The sequence below is a fragment of the Bacillus cereus group sp. MYBK195-1 genome (genome assembly GCF_051916605.1).
Classification (GTDB): Bacteria; Bacillota; Bacilli; order Bacillales; family Bacillaceae_G; genus Bacillus_A; species Bacillus_A cereus.
In genome coordinates this window covers 207,942-227,139 of the sequence record NZ_JBQAGZ010000004.1, presented here as the reverse complement: position 1 = coordinate 227,139, position 19,198 = coordinate 207,942, and the positions used below count along the sequence as shown (strand labels likewise).

Below are 19,198 nucleotides of genomic sequence, written 5' to 3'. Positions count from 1 at the left end.
CATGTCCAAAATTATTGTGCTTATTCTCTTTAATTTACAAGTCATTAAAATAAGAAAATTGGCATTTCTTTAAAGAAATGCCAATTCTCAAAAATTAAACTGTTTCAAACGCCAATATGTCGTTTATTATATTAGCATTCTTTTTAAGAATATCTAGCTTTGAATTTGATAACATTTCCATATGAGTTCCGTACCCTTGAATTATCCTGAAATTCTTCGTAGTAGCATTCTCCCACAGTAAATTATTTTCATCTTCTTTTTCTTTTACTGATTTTATATAACTTATATTTCCATCAATACTACCATTTGTTGTTGTACTCTGTACATACATATAAGACTTCATAATTAATTCTATCAAATAATCACTAGCTAATTTCTCTAAATCTTTATATTTTTTCAGATTGAATTTTTCATGAAGCTCTCTCTTACACTCTTCCTCTGTATAAAGATTCTGTTCTACAATCGTACGGTATTTTGAATCAATAAGAATAAGATTTTCTACTTCTAAACCTTGTCTATTCAATTCTTTCGCCACATCGAAGGCAAGAATTCCACCAGCTGAATATCCCACTAATGTGTACGGTCCTTCTGATTGAATATCTTTTATTATTTTAACATATTGTGCAATTCTATTTTCAGATTTAATAAAATTAAAACTGTAAACCGAATATGACTCAATATGCTTTGCTAGCCCCATATATGCTATTCCTATTGAAGCAGCAGGTGGGAAACAAAATAGTTTTTTATTGGTGCTTGTTGAGCTACTAAGTTGAATACAATCCTCTGTATAATCCTTTAACATTTCTTTTGCGCCTTCTAAGAACGCTGAAAAACTTCGGACTGTAGGTTTATCAAATACATCTTTAAACGGTACTCTAAAGTTTAACTCTGCAACTATCCTTGAAACAAATGTCATAACGTTTAAAGAGTTCGCTCCGATATCAAATAAATTAGTATTCATACCTATTTTTTTGATATTTAAAATTTCTTCCCATATTCTAACAATTTTTTCTTCTAAATCATTTCTTGGTGGTTCGTATTCTAATTCATATTTGACATTTCCATCTGGTGCTGGTAATGAATTTATATCTATTTTACCATTTGTTGTCAACGGCAATTCCTTAAGCTGTGTAAAAAATGCCGGTATCATATAATTTGGAAGTTCTTTTGATAAATATCTTCGCATCTCTGTAACAGTAATTGCTTTTTCTTTATTCTCTAAAACAACATATGCACAAAGATACTGACTATTCTCACCGTCTATTCTTGCAACAACTTTTGTTTCTTTTATATTATCTAATTTTAGAATTTGATTCTCTATTTCTCCTAATTCAATTCTATAACCACGAATTTTTACTTGATGGTCAGTTCTCCCTATAAATTCGATATTTCCACTAGGCAACCATCTTGCAAGATCCCCTGTTCGATACATCTTTGCTCCAGGTACATATGGATTTGATATAAATTTTTCTGCTGTCAATTCAGGTCTATTTAAATAACCTGCAGCAACACCATCTCCACTTATATAAAGTTCTCCTTCTATTCCTACTGGTAATATATTTTGATTATCATCCAATATATAAATTTGAACATTATCAATTGGCTTCCCAATAGGTACCGATATGTGTTTATCGTCATTAAGGCTATATTTATAAATCATACAGCCAATTGTTGTTTCTGTTGGACCATACTCATTATAGATTTCAACATTATGATTGAAACTTTTTGAAATCTCTCTTGCTAACTCAGTCTTTAAATCTTCTCCACCCACTATTAATCGTTTTATACTTGAATTGCTGTTATCAATATCTCTTATCAATCTTAAATGGGATGGTGTCAATTTTACTATACCTACTCTATTATCCTTAAAGATTTTTCTTATAATTGGTTCATCCCCATCATTATTGTAAATAACTATTTTATTTCCAGAAATTAATGGTGTGAATAATGATGTAATTGTAAGGTCAAATGAGAAAGATGAATATAAGGCAAAATCTAAGGCCTCTCCTTTGACATATTCCTTATTTGCCCATGTTATATAATTGACTAGGCCTCGTTGCTTAAGCATAGTTCCCTTTGGCATACCTGTAGAACCCGAAGTATAAATCATATAAGCTAGATTGTTAGTATTACTTGTTACTTTTATATTTTCAGTAGAATAATGATTATACTCTTCATCTAAAAATACTATTTCTTTGCTTAACCTCACTGCATCTTTACCTTTTGTAAGTATTATATTTGTTCCACTATCTTCTACTATATACTTAATTCGTTCTTCAGGATATTCAGGATCTATTGGTAAATATGCTGCTCCAGATTTTAAAATCCCCATAATTCCTATAATCATCTCTAGAGAACGTTCAAGCATGATACCTACAACTGTGTCTGGTTGAACTCCTTTATTCTGGAGTATCCTAGCTATTTGGTTAGATTTTTCATTAAGTTCTTTATAAGTAAGTTGCTGCTTATCAAATACCACAGCTACCTTATTTGGAGTCCGTTCTACCTGTTCTTCAAATAAGCGATGAATTGTTTTTTCTTTTGGATACTCTGCCTTTGTTTCATTAAACTCATTCAAGAAATAATGCTTTTCTTCTTTTGAAAGGATTTCTAATTGATTCACATTTTTATGTTCATCCTGCACAACTTGGTCCGTAACATTTTTCAGATGATTTGCTATGTTCTGGATGAGTTTTTCTGAATAGAGATTTCCATCATATGATATTTTGAGAACAAGCTGTTCACCTGGAACGACAACTATTGTAAATCCATAGTTGGTTTGTTCAATCCCTTTAATATCCTTAAACACGAAACTACTCTTACTTTCTTCTTCCTGAAGTAAACGTTCATCAAGTGCATAATTCTCAAAAATCATTACATGATCAATTAAATCCCTTTTTAAATCACTAAGAGACTGTATATCTGAAAGATTCATATAGTTGTATGCTTGGCTTTCTATTGCTTGTTGCTGTACCTCTTTTAAAATATTTTTAAAGCTCTTCTGTTCTTTTATATTAATTCTCGTTGGAATTGCATTAATGAATAATCCAACCATTTTTTCAATTCCAGCTACTTTGGCATCTCTACCAGAAACGACAGAACCGAATACAACATCGTCTGTATGATTATACTTGGCTAAAATAATCCCCCATAAAGTTTGTAGCACAGTGTTTAACGTAACATTATTTTGATAAGCCAATTCAGTCATTTTTTTCGTAAGTTCCCTTGAAAATTCAATGAGCGTCTCTTGTCCATGGTACTCTCTTGTACTATCAATTTTGAACGATGGAACTTTCGCGGGTTTTTGATATCCTGCTAAATATTGTTTCCAATATTGAATTCCCTCTTCTTTTTCCTGTTCTCCTAACCATCTAATATAATCACTATATGGTCTTGGCTCTTCTAAATTAGGATACTGTCCTACTTGTTTGTTTCCATAGATATGGAACAATTCTCCCAAAATAATACCTCTGCCCCATCCATCGAACAAGATGTGATGATTACTCCATATAATTGTATAAGCCTTATCATCAGTTTGAATAAGTTCCAGTCTAATTAAGACATCTTTACTAAAATCAAAACCTTTTTCTCGATCTTGTTCAATGTAGGTTGTTATACTTTCTTTTTGCTGATCTATTCCTTGCTGTCTAATATCTCGGTATCTAAAGCCAATCTTTCGACCTTTTATAATTACATTTTTTGGTTGTTCTGTAATTTCATATTCAATTGCTGTCCGAAGGATTTCATGTCTTTTCATAATATCGTTCAAGCTTTCCTCGAATAAGTTGACATCAATAAACCCTTTGACATCAATGACAAGTTGTTCAAAGTATGCACCTGATTGTGGATCTTCTAATGCATGGAATAGCATACCCTGTTGCATATTAGCTAATGGATAAATCTTTTCTATTTCTCCCCACCTATTTTTCGCCTTGATTTCCTCTAGTTGTTCGAAGCTTAATTCTTTGTCTCCATAGTCAAATGGTGTTTTTTCAGCCTGTTCCTTAGAAATGCAATGATGGATTACATCAAGAAGAGCAGCCTTGAAAGCTTCTGTAAACTCCACTACGACATCCTCTGCATATACTTTTGTATTATAAGTCGTATCAATAGTGAGCTTTCCATCTAAGACAATAGCATTCATTTCTATAGGTGTTTCTCTTGTATGTTTACCTCCAATCGACTCTCCTGCCGATATCCAAGAAGAAGAAAAAATTGTATTATTGAGATCTGTATCCATTTGACCTAAGTAATTAAACAAAATAGGTGGCTGTTCAATATTCCATAAATCTGGATCTCCACTCAATTGTTTTAAAACCCCATAGCCTATTCCCTTATTCGGAATTCTTCTAAGAGACTCTTTCACTGTTTTAATAGTCATTGAAAGGTCCTTTTCATCTCCTAAATTGATGTATACAGGATATTTGGTTGTAAACCATCCAACTGTTCGGCTAATATCTACATTTTTTATAATCCGTTCTCTACCATGGCCCTCTAGACTAATCCTAATTTTATTTTCACCAGTTACTCTCCTTGTAGCTATTAAAAGAGCACTAATCAGTAAATCATTGATTTCAGTATGATATGCTTGATTTGTTTCTCTTAACAATCGGCTTGTTTCCTCTATTCCGAGAGCGGTACTAAAAGTATCACTATCCTCATATCGGAATAGTCCAACTTCCTCTTTTTTCTCTAAAAAGTTAACATTATCCTTTAATGTGTTCACCCAATATTGCTTTTCTCTAAGGATTTTTGCACTCTTAGCATACTCGTTGAGCTGAGTAGCATACTCTTTATAAGAAGTCGTTTTTGGATAAAACGCTATTGGCTCGCCTTTCATTAGCTGGCTGTATCCAAGTACAAAATCTTCAAATAGGATTCTCCAAGAGATTCCATCCACCACAAGGTGATGAATAATAAGTAACAGATGGTCTCCAACATTCGTCTTAAACTGTGCTACATTTACAAGAGGTCCTTCTTGTATATCAATTTTCTTCTGTAATATTGTCGCAAGTTCTTGAATTTTCACATCTGGATTATCTTCTCTCGAAACTTCATAAACATTAAAACCAAATTGATTTTTTTCCACTTCTCGATTGAATTGAAGTACTTCATTATTCTCCTCTTTATAAATCATTCGTAATGCGTCATGATGTACAAAAATTGCTTCCATAACTTCTTTTATCATTTCCTCACGGAATCCATCTTTCCTATACAACATAACTGCATGATTATAATGATTTACTTCTTCTTTTCCATTCATAAAATACGCTTTTTGAATTGGAGTGAGCAACACATCTCCTGTTTCAATTTCATAAGAGCCTTCTTGTATTGTCTCAATATTGACATAGTTGCTTAAAAACTTGATTTCCGGATAGGTAAATAGATCTTTCATCTCTAACGTGATACCTTCTCGTGATAAACGTGAGATAATTTGTAAAGCTTTAATAGAATCTCCACCCGAAGCAAAAAAGTTATGGCTAATCCCAATTGGCTTGACTCCTAATATATCTTCCCATACCTTCACAAGTTTTTCTTCTACCTGATTTCTTGGTTTTTCATAATCTACTCCCTTACTCACATCTGGCTCTGGTAAGGCTTTTTCGTCTACTTTTCCATTTCCCGTAAGTGGAATACGCTCCATCTGAACAAAATAAGATGGAATCATGTATTCAGGGATTTCTACTTTTAAGTACGCTCTTAATTCTTCAAATGATAGGTCCCTCTGGGACGTAATATATGCACATAGATATCTTCTTCCGTCCTGACCTTCTCGATCAATCACGAATGCTTCTTTAATTTGTTCGTGTTTAACTAAATGACGCTTAATCTCTTCTGTTTCAATTCGATAACCTCTTATTTTCACTTGACCGTCAATCCTACCTGCAAGCTCAATTCTACCATCTGATAGTCTTCGAGCAAGATCCCCTGTCCGATACATTTTTTTATTTGGTTCAAACGGATTTTGAACAAATTTTTCTTCTGTCAAATCTGCTCTGTTTAAATATCCACTTGCTACGCCATCTCCTGATAAGCATAATTCACCATAAATACCTTCTGGGACAAGTTTCATTTGTTGATCCACTACGTAAGCCTTCATATTCTGAATTGGTCTTCCAATCACAGGGCATTCTTTGAAAGCTGCCATTGTATCATATTCAATAACTTGATATACCGAACCAATTGTCGCCTCTGTAGGTCCATAGTGATTCATTACCGCATGATTTGGGTAATGTTTATAGAATTTTTCAACATCTATTGGATTGATTTTCTCTCCACCTAACACGACTAATCTCAAAGTTTTACAGCTCTGATTATTTGAGAAACTCGGATCATTTACCAAGACGTTAAAGAGAGACGGTGTTAATTTCAAATAAGAAATCCCTTGTTCTTCTATATACTGTAATGCCTTCTGAGCATTAGTATATACTTCTTTTGTAACGAGATGCAGTTCACATCCATTTAAAAGTGATGAATATAGACTTGTATAGCCCAAGTCAAATGCATAGGAAGATACTAACATTGCCTTATCTGTTTCTTTTAGATTCGCTTCCTTTGTAAACCAAGTCATATAGTTTACAACGTTGTTGTGCTGAACACATACACCTTTAGGTGTACCAGTCGAACCTGATGTATAGATGATATACGCATTATGATTCCATTTATAATTGACTAATAAATTTGATGTATCTCTCTCTTTTATAGAATCATCTTCCATGGAGATTATTTCTCCATTAAATTGGAGAGTTTCTTTCCTTTCTCCTTTTACTATCAATAGGCTAGCATTACTATCCTTTAAAATGACATTCGTTCTTTTATCCAGTTGTTCAGGATCTATTGGTAAGTAAGTCGCTCCTGCTTTTAATACGGCCATAATTCCAATAATCATTTCAAGAGATTCTTCCACTAACATACCTACTGTTATCCCTGGCTTTGCTCCTTTTTCTTGAAGCAACCTTGCCATTTGATTCGCTCTTTCATTCAGTTCCAGATACGTAAGTTTCTGATTTTTAAATATCACGGCTACATGGTGAGGTGTTCGTTTCACCTGTTCCTCAAATAATTGTGAAATTGTTTTATCTTTCGGATAATCAGCTTTTGTATCTTTATCATCCTGCAATAGCATCTGCACTTCTTCTTCTGAAAGCAACATAATATCCTGAATGCTTTGTTCTGGCTTCTCAATAATTTCTTTAAAAACCTGGATTAAATGTTTAGCTAATCTTTCTACAGTTTCCTTCTTAAATAATTTAGTTCTGTAATTTAATACACATTTGATACTACGCTCTTCTTCAACAGCGGTAAGTGTTAAATCAAATTTAGAAACATGCGCCTTCATTTGATATGGTGAGAAAGTTAAACCTTGTATTTCAAAATCATCATAGTCAAAGTTTTGTAAGACGAGCATTGTATCAAACAAAGCACTTCTGCTCATATCTCTCTTTAAATCTAATTTTTCAACTAATTCATCAAATGGATAATCCTGATTTTCATAGGCTTTTAAAGCATTCTCTTTAACTTCTTTTAAATAATCTTGGAATGAAACGTCTCGTTTTGGATAATTTCTCATTGCAAGAGTATTAACAAAAATACCCATAATCTGTTTCAAATCATCATGAGGTCTTCCTGCGATTGGAGATCCCACTACGATTTCCTCTTGCCCCGTATATTTTGAAAGCAGTGTTGTGTATCCCGCTAACAGAAGCATATACAGCGTCACACCATGTTCCTTCGCCATCTTCTTAAGATTAACATATATGTCACTATCGATTTCAAAATGTACAAGGTCACCTTCTGTACTTTGAATTGGCGGTCTTTTATAATCTGTCGGCATATTTAGTACTGGTACTTCTTCTTTAAATACATGCATCCAATACTCTTCTTGTTTTTTCATTTCTTCTTGAGTAAACAATTCTCTTTGCCATACAGAATAATCTTTATATTGAATGCTTAATGGAGATAATTCTTTCCCGTTGTATAACTCAGCTAATTCCTGTGTAAAGATCCCCATTGATACACCATCTGATATAATATGGTGCATATCTAATACCATCACGTGCTCATCATCTGTAACATGTATGATTTCAACCCGTAAAAGAGGAGCCTTCTCCAAATCAAACGGTTTAACAAATCCATTGATCATATCATCTAGCTTATTGGTACCCATTTCTCTATACATCACTTGGAAATCTATGTCTTTTTCAATCTTTTGAACTGGTTCACCATCTACCATTACAAAAGAAGTTCTTAAAGCTTCATGTCTTTCGATTAATTTATGGAAAGCCTTCTCAAGTTGCTGAACATCCAAATCACCTTTTATCTTCATGGCGAACGGTATATTGTAAGATACTCCGCTACCCTCTATTTTGTTTAAAATATAGAGTCTTTTTTGTGCAGATGAAAGTGGATAATAATCTTGTTCTTCTACTTTTTTGATCGATGCATATACACTTTCTTTTGTAGAGTCAATAAATTCTCCAATCCCTTTTATAGTAGGTGTTTGGAAGATTTGTCGTAAAGGTATCTCCACCATAAGTTCCTTATGGATTTTAGAAACCATCGTAGTTGCTTTAAGAGAATGACCTCCTACTTCAAAAAAGTGCTGGTTGATACCGATTTTTTCCACTCCTAAAATTTCCTGCCAAATGGATACAAGTCTTTCTTCGACTTCATTCCTTGGTGCCTCATACTCTACTCCCACAACTGCACTTTCATCAGGTTCTGGTAAGGCCTTTCGGTCCACTTTTCCATTTGCTGTAAGTGGCAGTTTATCCAACTGAACGAAAAACGCAGGAATCATATACTCTGGAAGCTCTTGCGCCAAAACCTTCCGAATTTCTTGTAATATGGATTCTTTCTTACGTGTTTCAGACGTAAAATAAGCACATAAATATGGTTGACCATTATTATCCTCTCTTGCGATGACAACGGCTTCTTTAATCTCTTTCTGTTTCAAAAGTTGATTCTCTACCTCACCTAGTTCAATCCTGAAACCTCGAATTTTCACTTGATGGTCAATTCTACCTAAAAATTCGATATTCCCATTAGGCAATAACCTTGCAAGATCTCCTGTCCGGTACATCCTTTCCCCTGGAATGAATGGATTTGGAACAAACTTCTCCGCTGTGAGCTCTGGTCTGTTTAAATAACCACGTGCCAAACCTTCCCCACTTACACAAAGTTCACCTGCAACTCCTAATGGCAATAAATTATTTTCCATATCAAGGATATAAACCCTGTTATTACTTATTGGTTTACCAATAAGTACCTTCTGATCTTCCTGTTTTAATTCACATATTGTAGAACAAACACTATTTTCTGTTGGACCATATTCATTAAACAATTTTACGTGAGGCATTTTCTGAAAATGTTTTGTAATTAGATTTTCATTAAAACCTTCACCTGCAATTGTCACAAATCTCAAATCTACTAAAGGCTTATCAATAGTGTTTAATAGATTATTATAATAGCTTGGAACAGCTAACAAATTAGTTACTTTATTATTTTGAATAATATTTATAAATTTACTGAAATTCATTCTTATATCTTCTATTAAAATTAATTTACCTCCAGAAAGCAAAGTAGTAAAAATATCTTCAACAGAGCTGTCAAAAGAGAAAGAAGGCATCTGCAACGTAATATCACTTTCACTATATTGATATGATTCTATTCTCCAACATAACGTATTGAGAATAGATTTATGATTCACCATAACACCCTTTGGTTTTCCTGTTGAACCTGAAGTGTATATTATATAAGCCATGTCAGAGGACTTATTTAGACTAGGCAAGTTTTCTGTAAATCTATCCTTAATCTTTTGTACATTTATATCAATACAAGTTAAATCATAATCTACATGTTTATTTTCTTGTTTTAACAATATTTCTATACCACTGTCTTCTAACATATATCTTCTTCTATCCTCTGGATACTCAGGATCAATTGGAAGGTATGCTCCCCCGGCTTTTAATATCGCCATCATACCAACTATCATTTCAATCGAACGTTCAACCATAATACCAACCACAGTATTAGATTTCACACCTTTTTCTCTTAGCAGAGTAGCGATTTGATTAGATTTTTCGTTAAGTTCCCAATAAGTCAATTGTTGATTTTCAAACACAACTGCAATATTTTCAGGTGTCCTTTCTACCTGTTCTTGGAACAATTGATGTATCGTCTTCTCTTTTGGATAATCTACTTTTGTATCATTAAATTCATACAATAAAGTTGTTCTTTCTTCTTCTGAAATTATGTCTATTTCATTTATTTTCTTATTCTCATCTGCAATCACTTGTTCAGTTACTTTTTTAATGTGCATTTCGATATTATCTATTATTTTGTCATCATAAATATTGCCATCATAAGTTAAAACTAAATTTAACTTCTCACCTGGAGTTGCAGCAATACTAAAACTATAATTGCTCTGCTCTTCTGCATGTATATCTTCTACCTCAAAACCTATATCCATTTTTTCATTTCCAGCAATACGTTTATCAACAGCATAGTTCTCAAACACAATTATATGATCAATAAGATCATTCTTTAATTTACTCATTGCTTGAACTTCAGCTAAATTCATATAGTTATAATTATTGCTAGCTATAGCTTCACTCTGTACAACCGTTAAAACCTCTTTAAACTTCTGATTCTTTCCAAGGTTTATTCTAGTTGGAATGGCATTAATAAATAAACCAATCATCTTTTCAATTCCGTCTACTGGTGCTTCCCTTCCCGATACAATAGTTCCAAATACTACTTCGTCTGTATTATTATACTTCGCCAAAATAATACCCCAAATACTCTGGAATACTGTATTAAAGGTTACGCTATTCCTATTAGCAAGCTGTGTAATCTTATTTGTTAGTTCGTTCGAAAATTCAATTACTTTTTCTCTTCTTAAATACTCACTATTATTCTTAGTAATCTGTAATTTTGGTATTTGCGCTTTCTCTTCATAACCATCTAAATATTGCTCCCAATAACTTTTACCTTCTTCTTTATCTTGCTCTTCCAGCCATTTTATATAATCGCTATAAGGTTTCGTTTCTTCTAACTCATATTCTTCACCATTTATTAATTTTCCATATACAGTGAATAACTCACCTAATACGATTCCAAGACACCAACCGTCCAATAAAATATGGTGATGACTCCATACCAATTTATATAAGTTTTCATCTGTTCTAATCAAACATACTCTCATTAAAGTATCTTTACTTAAGTTAAATCCCTTTTCTGTATCTTCTTCTCTATAATTTTTTATGAATAACTCTTTTTCTATAGTTCCTCTTTCACTTATATCGCAATATTGAAAACCTATTTCTCTATCCGCTATTATTATTTGTCTAGGCTCCTCAACTATTTCATATTCAAATGATGCTCTTAGTATTTCGTATCTTTGCATGATTTTATTAAAACTTGTTTTTAATATCTCTACATCAACGTATCCTGTTATATCCATGACAGTTTGTTCAAAATATGCTTTTGAATTTTTGTTTTCCAAAGCATGGAACAGCATTCCTTTTTGCATATTTGCTAACGGGTAAATCTTTTCAATTTCGAAATCTTTATACTTTTCTTTAATATCCTTAAGTTCACTTAGAGTTAATTTAGTATCCCCATAGTCATAAGGCGTTTTTTCCACCTCTATTTGACTAACACAATGATCAATTATAGTTTCAAGACTTTCTTTAAACTTATCATTTAATTTCCTGATTGTTAGTTCATCAAACTCTAGCTCATTAAAGGTAGTATTTATAACCAATTCATTATTAATAATTATCGAATTGATTTCTATCGAATTATTTCTTGAAATCTTTCCTCCAATTGTTTCCCCATAAGAAAATTTTGATTCAGAAAATTCATTTCTGTTAACATCATTATCCATTTCACCTAAATAGTTAAATGAAATTGGTGCTTTTTGTTCATTTAATAGATACTTCTCTTTTGATAAATATTTTAGTATTCCAAATCCGATTCCCTTGTTAGGAATTTTCCTTAAAGTTTCTTTTACCATTTTTATATTAGTAGCAAGATCGGTCTCATTGCCTAAATCTATAAGTACTGGATACATAGTTGTAAACCAACCTACAGTCCTACTAATATCTACATTTTCTAAGATATCTTCTCTTCCATGTCCCTCCATATTTATTTTTATACAATTTTCACTTGTTATCTCTCTAGCACCTAATAATAAGGAAGTTAACAATATATCATTTATTTCTGTATTGTATGCCCTATTGGATTTTCTTAATAAACTTATAGTCTTTTCCTTATTTAAAGAAATACTAACTGTTTTACTATTTTCGAATGTGTCACTTTTGAGCTCTTTTTTTCTAGGTATAAATGCAACCTCAGTATTTGCTATCTCTTGCCAATACTCTTTTTCCTTTAATAATTTATTGCTACTAGCATACTCCCTCAGCTTAGAGGAAAATTCTTTAAAGGATTCAGTCTTGAATCCAACGTCTAACTTCTCACCTCTTAAATCCTGAGAATATAGAGTTTCAAAATCTTCTAATATTATTCTCCATGATACTCCATCTACTACAAGATGATGAATGGTAATAAGCAGATGATCACCTTGATTCGTTTTAAATAAACAAAGATTAACGAGTTTACCATTTTTGATGGAAGATTTCTTTTGGATATTTGTCGCTAATTCATATATTTTCTCTTCCTTATTCTCTACTCCCTCAACATCATGAACGTATAAATCAAAGAGATTATCCTTATAGCCTCTATTATACTGAATGATCTCTCCATCATTTTCTCTATAAATCATTCTAAGGGCATCATGCTGCTCTAATATCTTATTAAAGACTCTCTCTATTCTCTTTTGATCAAATCCATCTTCCCTAAACAGCATAAATGATTGATTAAAATGATCTAGTTCTTCTTTATTTTTCTCAAAATACCATTTTTGAATTGGAGATAATATTACTTCTCCTGTAACTATTTCATAAGGTTTTAACCGTTTGTTTTGCTTTTTTACATACTTACTAAGATCTTTAATTTTAGGGTTTGCAAATAGATCTTTCACTTCTAACTTAAGATTTATTCTAGACAACCTGGACACAATTTGCAGAGCCTTAATAGAATCTCCACCTGATACAAAGAAATGATGATTTATCCCTATATCCTCTATGCCTAGGATATCCCTCCAAATCTCAACAAGATGTGTTTCAACTTCATTTCTTGGCGCCTCATATTCTACCCCTGATTGACTACTTCTATCTGGCTCTGGAAGTGCTTTTCGATCCACTTTATCGTTTGATGTAAGTGGTAACTGGTCAAGTTGAACAAAATAAGAGGGAATCATGTAATCAGGAAGTTCCTTTTCTAAAAATTCTCTTATCTTGGCTGAAGATATTGCTTTTTCAGACACAATATAAGCACTTATATACGTATGATTTTTCTTATCCTCTTTTGCTACTACTACGACCTCTTTTATATCTTGATGTTTTAACAACTGGCTCTCTATTTCACCAAGTTCTATTCTATACCCACGTATTTTTACTTGATGGTCAATTCTTCCTATGAATTCAACATTTCCATCAGGCATCCATCTTACAAGATCACCTGTACGATACATTTTTTCTCCACTGACGAAAGGATTTCCCACAAATTTCTCGGCAGTTAAGGCTGGATTATTTAAATAACCTCTTGCCAATCCAACTCCAGATATACATAACTCTCCTGTTACTCCAATTGGACAAAGCTGATTATACTTATTTATTATATAAACTTTAGTATTATACACCGGTTTTCCAATTGGAATATTATCATCATTGTTATTCATTAAGAAACTTGTAGTTACTACTGTATTTTCGGTTGGACCGTAGGCATTTACAAGTTGATAGCGAGTATTCTTATTTAAAATTAACTTTTCGCCACCGGATACTAACATTCTTAAAGAATGATTATCTTGTAATATAAATTGTTCACTTACCTTAGATGGGAATGTTGCAACTGTTATGTCTTTACTATTCATATATTCATTTAATTTATCTAGATCAAGCCTCATATCTTTGCCTAAAACGTGCAAAGTAGCTCCGGTGATTAAACAAGGGAAAATTTCTCCAATAGATGCATCAAATGAGACTTTCAAATAGTTTGTAATTCGATCTCTTTCTGTTATTTTATGAAAATCTACATACCAATTACATAAATTGACTAAGGAATGATGTTCCACTAACACCCCTTTTGGTAAACCCGTGGAACCAGACGTATAAATGACATAGGCTAAATCATTTCTATTATTACGCCTTTCCATATTAATTTGCTCTTGATTTTTTATTGTTTCATCATTAATTGAGATTTTAGTTATACATTCATTATTGATAAAATGAAGTTTATCGTATAAATGAGTCTGCGTTAATACGAATTTTGCGTTACTATCTTCTACCATATATTTAATTCGCTCTTCAGGATATTCAGGGTCTATTGGTAAATACGCTGCCCCTGATTTTAATATACCCATGATACCGACAATCATATCTAAAGAACGTTCCACCATAATTCCTACAATCATTTCTGGATGAACACCCTTATCATAAAGTACTCTAGCTACTTGATTGGATTTTTCATTTAGCTCCTTATAAGTAACTTGTTGCCCCTCAAATTCTACGGCAACCTTGTTTGGAGTTCTCTCTACCTGCTCCTCAAATAATTGATAAATGGTTTTATTCTTTGGATAATCCATATAAGTTTCATTAAATTCATTCAAAAGAATGTGCTTTTCTTCTCCCGAAAGCATATCTATTTGACCTAAACAAACTTCCTGATTATTAGTAATTTCTCTTAAAATACTAACAAAGTGCTCTGATATTTTAGCTATTGTCTCTTTCTTAAACAATTTTGTACAATATTCTAAATCAAATTTTATGATGTTATTAGTTTCTACTGCTGATAATGTTAAATCAAAATTTGCTATATTAAGTTCACTATCATATGTTTCAAAACTTAACCCTTTAATCTCTTCATTAGAGGTATCTAAGTTTTGTAGCACAAACATCGTATCAAATAATGCACTTCTACTCATATCTCTTTGTAAGTCCAGCTTTTCAACCAGTTCATCCAAAGGATAATCTTGATTTTCATAAGCCTTTAATGCATTTTCTTTTACTTCTCTTAAATAATTACGAAATGTTTTATCTTCATTTGGATAATTTCTCATCGCAAGGGTATTCACAAACATTCCGACAATATTTTTAAAATCATGATGGCTTCTTCCTGCAATTGGAGATCCTACCACAATATCATCTTGACCCGTATATCTTGAAAGTAAAGTTGTATATCCAGCTAACAGAAGCATATACATGGTAACCCCATTTTCTTTTGCAATTCTATTAAGGTTCTTTGTCAACTCACTATCTATTTCAAAACTTCTTCGAGCCCCTTCAACACTTTGTGTCGGCGGCCTTTTATAATCTGTTGGCATATTTAAAATAGGTACTTCTTCTTTAAAAACATTTATCCAATATTCTTCTTGCTTCTTCATTTCCTCTTGAGTAAACAAGTCTTTTTGCCATACTGCATAATCTTTATACTGTAGGTCCAATGGGGATAACTCTTTCCCTTCATACAGTTTACAGAGCTCTCTATTTAAAATGTTCATTGAAACTCCATCTGAAATGATATGGTGCATATCTAGGACCATCACGTGCTCATCATCTGTGACATGTATAATTTCAACCCGTAAAAGAGGACCTTTCTCCAAATCAAACGGTTTAACAAATCCATTAATCATATCATCTAGCTTATTGGTACCCATTTCTCTATACGTCACTTGGAAATCTATCTCTTTTTCAATCTTTTGAACTGGTTCACCATCTACCATTACGAAAGAAGTTCTTAAGGCCTCATGTCTTTCGATTAGTTTATAGAATGCATTCTCAAGCTGATGAACATCCAAATCACCTTTTATTTTCATAGCGAAAGGCATATTATAAGATACTCCGCTACCCTCTATTTTGTTTAAAATGTAGAGTCTTCTTTGGGCAGATGAGAGCGGATAATAATCCTGTTCTTCTACTTTTTTGATCGATGCATATACACTTTCTTTCGTAGAGTCAATATATTCTCCAATTCCTTTTATAGTAGGTGTTTGGAAGATTTGTCGTAAAGGTAGCTCCACCATAAGTTCCTTATGGATTCTAGAAACCATCGTAGTCGCTTTCAGTGAATGGCCTCCAATTTCAAAAAAGTTGTGTTGAATTCCTATGTTTTCTATATCTAAAATATCTTGCCAAATGGATACCAGCTTTTCTTCGACTGTATTCCTTGGCGCCTCATACTCTACTACTCCTGCAACCGAACTTCCATCAGGACTTGGTAAAGCCTTTCGATCCACTTTCCCATTTGTAGTAAGTGGTAGCTTGTCTAGCTGAACAAAAAAAGCAGGAATCATATACTCTGGTAACTCTTTTGCCAAAAACTTTCGAATTTCTTGAACCCTAGTCTCGCCCTTCGATGATTCGGAAGTAAAGTACGCACATAAATATTGATGATTATTACTATCTTCTCTTGCGATAACAACAGCTTCTTTTACTTCCTTATGTTTTAGAAGTTGACTCTCTATCTCACCCAGTTCAATCCTGAAACCACGAATTTTCACTTGATGGTCAATTCTTCCTAAAAACTCAATATTTCCATCAGGTAGCATTCTCACAAGGTCTCCTGTTCGATACATTCTCTCTCCTAGAATGAACGGATTTGGAACGAATTTCTGAACTGTTAATCTCTCGTTATTTAAATACCCTTTACTTAATCCGTCTCCAGAAATACATAGTTCTCCAGGCACACCAAATGGAAGCAGGTTAGAATTTTTATCTACTACAAAAACCGAAGTATTTGCTAACGGTTTTCCTATTGGGATAACCTCAGTTACTTCATTAACAAAATAATAAGTAGCATATACCGTGCTTTCAGTTGGACCATAAACATGAATAATTTTATCTTTGCCCAATTTCTCAAGGGCTTTGTTCACATGTGAAACTGAAACTCTTTCACCACCGAATAATATTTTTCTTATTTTATCTAAACAATCTATTTCTAAATCTACAAGCGCATTAAATAAAGCTGTGGTAATAAACATAATACTTATTTGTTCTTCCTTTATTAACTTAGCTAGTTTAACAAGACTTAATACAGTGTCCTTCTCAACCATTATTAACTTTGCACCATTTAGAAGCGCACCATAAATATCAAATATAGACCCATCAAAAGCATAATTCGAAAGTTGTAGTATCGTATCATTCTCATTAATTTCAATATAATTTGTATTCTTAACTACTCTAATTGCACTATAATGCGGAATAACTACTCCTTTTGGTGTTCCTGTTGATCCTGAAGTATAAATGATATAAGCTGTATCACTTGAATGATTTATCAAATTCAAATTATCTGTACTTAGCCTTAAAAAATTCTCTTGATCTAAATTAATTAACTCCACATTCAAATTAAGTTGACTTATACATCTATCTTGAGTCAATAAAAATTTCACATTACTATCTTGTAACATGTAGTCAATTCTCTCTTTAGGAGTCTCAGGATCAATTGGTAAATAAGCCGCTCCGGATTTTAAAATCCCCATAATTCCTATAATCATTTCTAAAGAACGGTCGACCATGATTCCTACAATTGTGTTTGATTGAACACCTTTTTCTCGCAGTAGTCTAGCTATTTGATTTGATTTTTCATTTAATTCCCTATAAGTTAGGTTATTACTTTTAAAGCTAACTGCCACACGGTCAGGTGTCTTCTCAACCTGTTCCTCAAACAATTGATGTATCAACTTATCTTTAGGATATTCAACGGTTGTTTCATTAAATTTATAAAGAAGGATGTTTCTTTCCTCTTCTGAAATTAAATCTATATCGATCAATTTCTTAGCATCATTTTCGATAACTTGCTTCGTTACATTTTGAATATGACACTCTAGATTATTGATTAGTCTTTCTTCATATACATTTTCATCATATACAATTGTTAGTTTCAATTTCTCTCCTATTCCTACAGTAAGGCTTAGGCTATAATTACTTCTCTCTTCGTCGGTTACAGATACAACTTCGAACCCTAATCCACTTTCCTTTTCTTCCAATCCTTTTTCATCAATAGCATAATTTTCAAATACTAATATATGATCAATAAGATTACTTTTTAAGTTGCTAAGAGCTTGAACTTCGGCTAAATTAATATAATTATAATCATTACCCTCTATTGCATCATGTTGAGTTGCTTTTAAAACTTCTTTAAATGATTTTTCACTTTGCAACTTTATTCTAGTTGGTATTGTATTTATAAATAAACCTAACATATTCTCTATACCTTCTACAGCTGCATCTCTGCCTGAGACAACTGTTCCAAAAACAACATCCTCACTATTGTTATACTTCGCTAGAATAAGCCCCCAAATACTCTGCATCACTGTATTTAAGGTGACGTTATTTTTATTTGCCAGTTGTGTAATCTTATCAGTTAACTCTTTTGAAAACTCTATCACTTTTTCTCTTCTCTGATACTTTCCAGCACTAGAGTTATTAAATTTAGGGAGGGTAGCAGTTAACTCATACTCCTCCAGATACTTACTCCAATACTTCAATCCTTCTTCATTATCCTGATTATTTAGCCAATTTATATAATCACTATAGGGTCTAGGATCTTCTAATTGATGCTCTTCACCTTTCATTTTATGTGAATAGATAGTAAATAACTCATCTAATATAATCCCAATACACCAACCATCAAGTAATATATGATGAAAGCTCCAAATTACTTTATATGAGTTATCATTTGTTTTGATCAAACAAATTCTCATAAGGGTTTCTTTTGTTAGGTCAAAGCCCTTCACCTTATCATCTACTATATATTTTTCCACATATAAATCTTTAGTGTTTAAATCTAAATTACTTACATCATTGTAGCTAAACTTAATTTTTCTATCCCTTAATATTACATGTAATGGCTCGTCCAATTTATAATTAAATGATGCTCTTAACACTTCGTGCCGTTTCATAATCTCGTTGAAACTTTCCTCAAAAATAGTTTCATCTACATAACCTTTTATATCTAATATAATTTGTTCAAAATATGCATCTGAATTTTTATCTTCAATAGCATGAAACAGTATCCCCTTTTGCATATTTGACAATGGATAGATTTTCTCAACTTTATTAACTTTCATAAATTTATC

General features: G+C 32.5%; 1 protein-coding gene. It reads right to left on the bottom strand.

Annotation, left to right across the window (positions count from 1 at the left end; translation table 11 throughout):
* Positions 1 to 94: 94 nt before the first annotated feature.
* Entirely contained in the window at positions 95 to 19,189 is a 19,095-nt protein-coding gene (locus ACTFRY_RS19490) for a non-ribosomal peptide synthase/polyketide synthase (protein WP_440032405.1), read from the bottom strand.
* Between the last annotated feature and the right edge of the window lie 9 nt (positions 19,190 to 19,198).

Excerpts from the sequence above, each read along its gene's own strand:
- ACTFRY_RS19490 (WP_440032405.1), bottom strand. The coding sequence starts at position 19,189 with ATGAAAGTTAATAAAGTTGAGAAAATCTATCCATTGTCAAATATGCAA.